4 protein-coding genes are annotated in these 5,901 nt (G+C 38.4%); all 4 read left to right on the forward strand.

All coding sequences use genetic code 11. The features are described 5' to 3' along the window. The first annotated feature begins 209 nt into the window (after positions 1-209). Complete coding sequence (locus tag ABY285_RS12100; protein WP_372770412.1) at positions 210-1,631, forward strand: nucleotide sugar dehydrogenase; 1,422 nt, start codon at positions 210-212, stop codon at positions 1,629-1,631. Between the two features lie 210 nt (positions 1,632-1,841). Next, a complete protein-coding gene (locus tag ABY285_RS12105; protein WP_372770414.1) occupies positions 1,842-2,168 on the forward strand; it encodes a GIY-YIG nuclease family protein in 327 nt (108 codons plus the stop codon). 336 nt (positions 2,169-2,504) lie between these two features. After that, on the forward strand, positions 2,505-3,827 hold the full coding sequence (locus ABY285_RS12110) for a UDP-glucose/GDP-mannose dehydrogenase family protein (RefSeq protein ID WP_372770416.1): 1,323 nt from the start codon (positions 2,505-2,507) through the stop codon (positions 3,825-3,827). Positions 3,828-4,761: 934 nt separating this feature from the next. Next, entirely contained in the window at positions 4,762-5,730 is a 969-nt protein-coding gene (locus ABY285_RS12115) for a Gfo/Idh/MocA family protein (RefSeq protein ID WP_372770418.1), read from the forward strand. The last annotated feature ends 171 nt before the right edge of the window (positions 5,731-5,901 follow it).

Raw genomic sequence — 5,901 nt, forward strand, 5'->3', positions numbered from 1 at the left:
AGGACAGAGCGTTAAGAAAATGTATGGGATACATTTTTAGCGATAGGGCCAGCCGGCGCTCGGGAAGAATTTATTTTACAGAAAAAGATCATCAGACTAGATTTTTTTGTTACTTTTTTTATCAATGAAAAAAAGTAAAAGAATAACTTGATGGATTTAAAAACACGCTGTTTTAGTTCACAAGTAATTAATAAACGAATTGAAATAGAATGAGCATAAAAATAGCAATAATAGGTTTAGGATACGTCGGACTCCCACTGGCACGATTGTTCGCAACCAAATATCCCGTGGTTGGTTTCGACACCAATGAGCAACGCGTTACAGCATTAAAAAGCGGAATTGACAGTACCTTGGAAGTTTCCGATGAATTATTAAAAGCAGTTTTACGGAATGAAAATCCCAATCATCAAACAACCGTCACCCCGAGCGCAGTCGAGGGGCAACAATTAAACAGTCACCCTGAGCGCAGTCGAAGGGCAACGATTAAACAAATAAACGGTTTATACTGCACTTCAGAACTATCCGATATATCCAATTGCAACTACTACATCATAACCGTACCAACGCCTGTCGATAAAAATAACAAACCCGATCTTACGCCTCTTGTAAAAGCAAGTGAAACGGTGGGGAAAGTGATCAAAAAGGGTGATATTGTCATTTACGAATCTACCGTATATCCCGGAGCAACGGAAGAAGTGTGCATTCCTATTATTGAGAAAATATCAAAATTCACTTACAATGTCGACTTTTTTGCGGGTTATTCCCCGGAACGAATCAATCCGGGCGACAAAGAACATACGGTTGAAAAAATATTGAAAGTCACTTCAGGTTCCACGCCCGAAATTGGCATCAAAGTAAATGAATTGTACAAAAGCGTCATCACCGCTGGCACCCATTTGGCACCTTCTATAAAAGTGGCCGAAGCTGCAAAAGTGATAGAAAATTCACAACGCGACATCAACATTGCTTTTGTGAATGAACTGGCAAAAATTTTCAATATTTTAAATATAGATACCCAAGCAGTATTGGAAGCAGCTGCAACCAAATGGAACTTTTTGCCTTTCAAACCGGGCTTGGTTGGCGGCCATTGCATAGGTGTAGACCCTTATTATCTGGCGCAAAAAGCGCAGGAAGTAGGATATCATCCCGAAATTATATTGGCAGGGCGAAGGGTAAATGACAGTATGGGTCATTATGTGGCTTCAGAAGTGATTAAGCTTTTCGTGAAAAACGACAAAGAAATAAAAAATGCCAAAATTTTGGTATTGGGCATTACCTTCAAAGAAAACTGTCCGGATGTGAGAAATACCAAAGTGGTGGATGTCATTAAAAACTTGGAGGATTTTGGCACGGAAGTCACGGTGTATGACCCATGGGCAAATCCAGCCGAAGTTCTTAAGGAATACGGACTTACTACCTATAACAGTTTCCCAATATCCGCTATAGGCTCCAACAACCCTAGCCCTGAGCAAAGCCGAAGGGGACAACCAGCAACCGCCTATGATGCCATCGTTTTAGCCGTATCTCACAAGGAATTTTTAACTATGGATTTGTACAAATACCTCCATAAAAACGGCATAATTTATGACGTGAAGGGAGTGCTTACCTGTAAGGTTCATGGGAAGTTGTAGTTTAGAAGTTCCGAAAAGGAATGAAGGTTAGCGTAATAAGTTTAAAGTTTAAAGGAAAAAAGGTTTGAGATATAACAAAACATCAATTGTACGTCACACTGAGCGCAGTCGAAGTGCACTTGACACAAAGCAAAACTAGCATGCTATTTCTTACCTATAATTGCAAATTCTTAGGGGAGCCAAATAATTATAGTATACAGTAAAATAACCATGAAACTATCTTATGTTTACATTTTAAAATGTTCAGATAACACCTATTATACAGGAGTTACAAGTAATTTGGAAAATAGAATATTTCAGCATGAATCAGGATTTTACCCAAATTGTTATACGTTTAAGAGAAGACCTTTATTACTTGTCTTTTATGCTGAGTTTACGGATATTAATTTAGCATTTGAAATTGAAAAGCAAATTAAAAAATGGTCAAAAGTAAAAAAAGCGGCTTTAGTTAATGGAGAATTTGATAAATTGCAATGGTTATCGGAATGTAGAAATGCAACACATTACAAGTATGAACCAGATAAAAAAATTCAATAATTTTGCAGAAAAAGATCATCAGACTATCAATCGCACCGGCTGGCTCGTTCACTAAAAATGTTCACTGAACATTTTCTTAACGTTCCGCCCTATTATTTTTTTTATCAATGAAAAAAAGTAAAGGAAAGAAAGGACAAAAGTATTTTAAAATTCGTAATTGCGAGATGGGTTCCTGAGGCGGAGCCGAAGTAAGCCGACTGCCAAACTGTTTATACAGTAGCAGTGTTAACATAATAACAAACAGATTGTCACAGCTTTTTTTAAAAGTTTCGCAATGACATAATCGAAAACAAAAAAACCGCACGACAGCACGACAGCACGACAAAATTACAAAATATGAACATAGCAGTAATAGGCACAGGATATGTAGGATTGGTTTCAGGAACTTGTTTTTCAGAAATGGGAAATAAAGTAACTTGTGTAGATATAGACGCCACTAAAATAGAAAACCTGAATAAAGGAATAATTCCAATTTATGAACCTGGGTTAGAGCCTATGGTTTTAAAAAATGTGGAAAGCGGAAATCTGTTTTTCAATACAAATCTGGGGGAAGCCTTAACAGATGCCGAAATAGTATTTATAGCAGTAGGAACTCCAATGGGAGATGATGGGTCGGCAGATCTTCAATATGTGCTGGCAGTTGCAAAATCAATAGGAGAAACCATGCAAAAACGATTGGTGGTCGTAGATAAGTCGACTGTACCTATAGGAACGGCCGACAAAGTACAAGCAACCATTCAAAAGGAACTGGATAAAAGAGGGGTTGTCATGGAGTTTGAAGTGGTTTCCAATCCTGAATTTTTAAAAGAAGGTGCTGCAATACAGGATTTTATGAAGCCTGACAGGGTGGTTATTGGAGCCGAAAGCACCTTTGCCATAGATAAAATGAAACAATTATATGCGCCGTTTTCCATGTCGCACGAACGTTTTATTGTGATGGACGTCCGGTCTGCTGAAATGACCAAATATGCGGCAAATGCCATGCTGGCCACAAAGATTTCTTTTATGAATGAAATTGCCAATATTTGCGAAAAAGTGGGTGCCGATGCAAATCAGGTACGAATTGGGATTGGTTCCGACAGCAGAATAGGGTATGGATTTATTTATCCGGGTTGCGGTTATGGAGGTTCTTGTTTCCCGAAGGATGTAAAAGCATTAAAGAAAATAGCTTCTGAATACCATTATGACGCAAAATTAATAACTTCGGTAGAAGAAGTGAACGATGCCCAAAAATTGGTAATTGCCAACAAAGTGATCAAGCGTTATGGAGAAACTTTAAAAGGATTTACCTTTGGGCTTTGGGGATTGGCTTTTAAACCCGGCACCGATGATATGCGTGAAGCACCGGCCTTATACGTAATTAAAGAACTGGTAAAAAGAGGGGCTAAAATTCAGGCTTACGATCCAAAAGCCATGGAAGAAGCCAAAGACTTTTATTTAAAAGGGCTCGAAAATGTTTCTTATGTAAATTCAAAATACAAGGCCTTGGAAAATGCAGACGCTATGATATTGCTGACGGAATGGAAAGAATTCCGCTCACCGGATTTTGATGAAATTAAAAAACAATTGAAAACACCTGTCATTTTTGATGGCCGAAACCAATACAATGTTTTTAATCTGAAAGAAAAAGGTTTTGAGTATTATCAGATTGGTAAATAAGCGCGTTCTATCTTTAAAGTGAGAAGTTTAAAGCTGAAAGTCAAAAAAAGGTCAACACTAATCAGGGAAGTTCAACGTTATTATGAACCCATTTCAGCATGACGAGGTATAAATTCACCTTCTCACACCTCAAAAATCCTAAATCATTCTCATTAAACCAAAACAAAAGAAACTGTCCTATGATTTTTTTCGTCAGGACAGAGCGTTAAAAAAATGTTGAGGGAACATTTTTAGCGATAGGGCCAGGTGGCGCGTTGGCATTAAAAGTTAAAAGCTCTAAGCTCAAAAGTTAAAAAATAAGTTCTAAACATAAATTGAAAACAAATCAAAGAAGAAGCGTCCTATGATTTTTTTCGTCGTAAAATATTGAAATTTTTAGCGTTGGCCGGCGGTGCAATCCAAAGAGCTTAAGGTAATCACGCTACTGAGCGAATAGCGAAGTACTGAAAATATGCCAAGCGGTCTAGGGCGGAACGTAAAGAAAACAGCTAGCAGCTGTTTTTAGTGAACGCGCCAGGTGGCGCGCTAGGAGAATTCATTTTACAGAAAAAGAACATCAGACTAGCCTTTTTTGGTTCTTTTTTTGGCAATGAAAAAAAAGAATAAAACAACTTAACCAAAAAACTCAAATCCTTTAAACAACTATAATATTACAAAACCCCCATATGTCAATTCAACACGAAGTATTATCTTGCGAAAGATTTAGCAAACACGAAGCAAATAAATATTGGCACTGCTAATGAAAAGAGATTAGATGCCAATCAACTAATGAATAGTATTGGAAAATTTATGCAATACCTTAGAAATACAAACAGAAAATAATAAATAACCGCAAGACTGCAAGACCGCACGACAATAAAAGAGCGAAGCGAGACTGCAAGACTCAACCACCGCAAGACAAAAAAAGAACTGCAGACAGCAAGACATTAAAAAAATGAAAAATTTCGCACTTATAGGAGCAAGTGGCTACATTGCGCCACGCCACATGAAAGCCATTAAAGAAACCAATAACACTTTAATAGCCGCTTTAGATAAATTCGACAGCGTAGGCATTATGGACAGCTATTTTCCAAAAGCCGACTTTTTTACGGAATTTGAACGTTTCGACCGGCATATCTCCAAACTAAAATTCGAGAAAAACATTCCGTTGGATTATGTAAGCATTTGCACACCAAATTACCTGCACGATGCGCACATTCGCTTTTCCTTAAGGCAGGGTGCCGATGCCATTTGCGAAAAGCCATTGGTACTCAACCCCTGGAACATGGATGCATTGTCCAATATGGAGAAAGAGACAGGGAAAAAAGTATACAATATTCTGCAATTGCGCGTACATCCAAGCATCATCGCTTTAAGGGAAAAAATAGCTGCCGGACCAAAAGACAAAGTGTACGATGTGGATTTAACCTATTTAACCTCGCGCGGTCATTGGTATTACACCTCATGGAAAGGAGATGTATCTAAATCAGGTGGCATCGCCACCAACATCGGCGTTCACTTTTTCGATATGTTGTCCTGGATCTTTGGCGACCTCAAACAAAACATCGTGCACATAAACACACACGACCGTTCAGCCGGTTATCTGGAATTTGAAAAAGCAAGGGTTCGCTGGTTTTTATCTATAAACGCAGACACCTTACCCGATGAAGTAAAAGCAAAAGGACAAACCACTTACCGTTCCATCACCATAGAAGGAGAAGAATTGGAATTCAGTGGCGGCTTTACCGATTTGCACACTGTTTCTTATCAGGAGATCATTGCAGGCAAAGGTTACGGACTCGAAGCACCTCGCCAGGCCATTGAAATTGTGCACAGTATCCGTCATGCGCAACCCATCGGCCCAAAAGGAGATTACCATCCCTTTGTGTTAAAACCATTGGCAAAACATCCTTTTGAAAAATAAATTAAAAGCTTAAAGTCTAAAGATGAAAGCTCAAAGCCTAAAAGTAAAAGCAGAAAGCTCAAAGTAAAAAACTCAAAGTCAAAAGAAAAAAATTACCACAATAAATTCCCCTCTTGAGAGGGGTAGGGGTGTGTTTTTCTTTTGGACAATGAATCTTCAACCCAATCCAAC

The organism is Lutibacter sp. (genome assembly GCF_041555395.1).
GTDB lineage: Bacteria > Bacteroidota > Bacteroidia > Flavobacteriales > Flavobacteriaceae > Lutibacter.

Excerpts from the sequence above, each read along its gene's own strand:
- ABY285_RS12100 (WP_372770412.1), top strand. The coding sequence starts at position 210 with ATGAGCATAAAAATAGCAATAATAGGTTTAGGATACGTCGGACTCCCA.
- ABY285_RS12105 (WP_372770414.1), top strand. The coding sequence starts at position 1,842 with ATGAAACTATCTTATGTTTACATTTTAAAATGTTCAGATAACACCTAT.
- ABY285_RS12110 (WP_372770416.1), top strand. The coding sequence starts at position 2,505 with ATGAACATAGCAGTAATAGGCACAGGATATGTAGGATTGGTTTCAGGA.
- ABY285_RS12115 (WP_372770418.1), top strand. The coding sequence starts at position 4,762 with ATGAAAAATTTCGCACTTATAGGAGCAAGTGGCTACATTGCGCCACGC.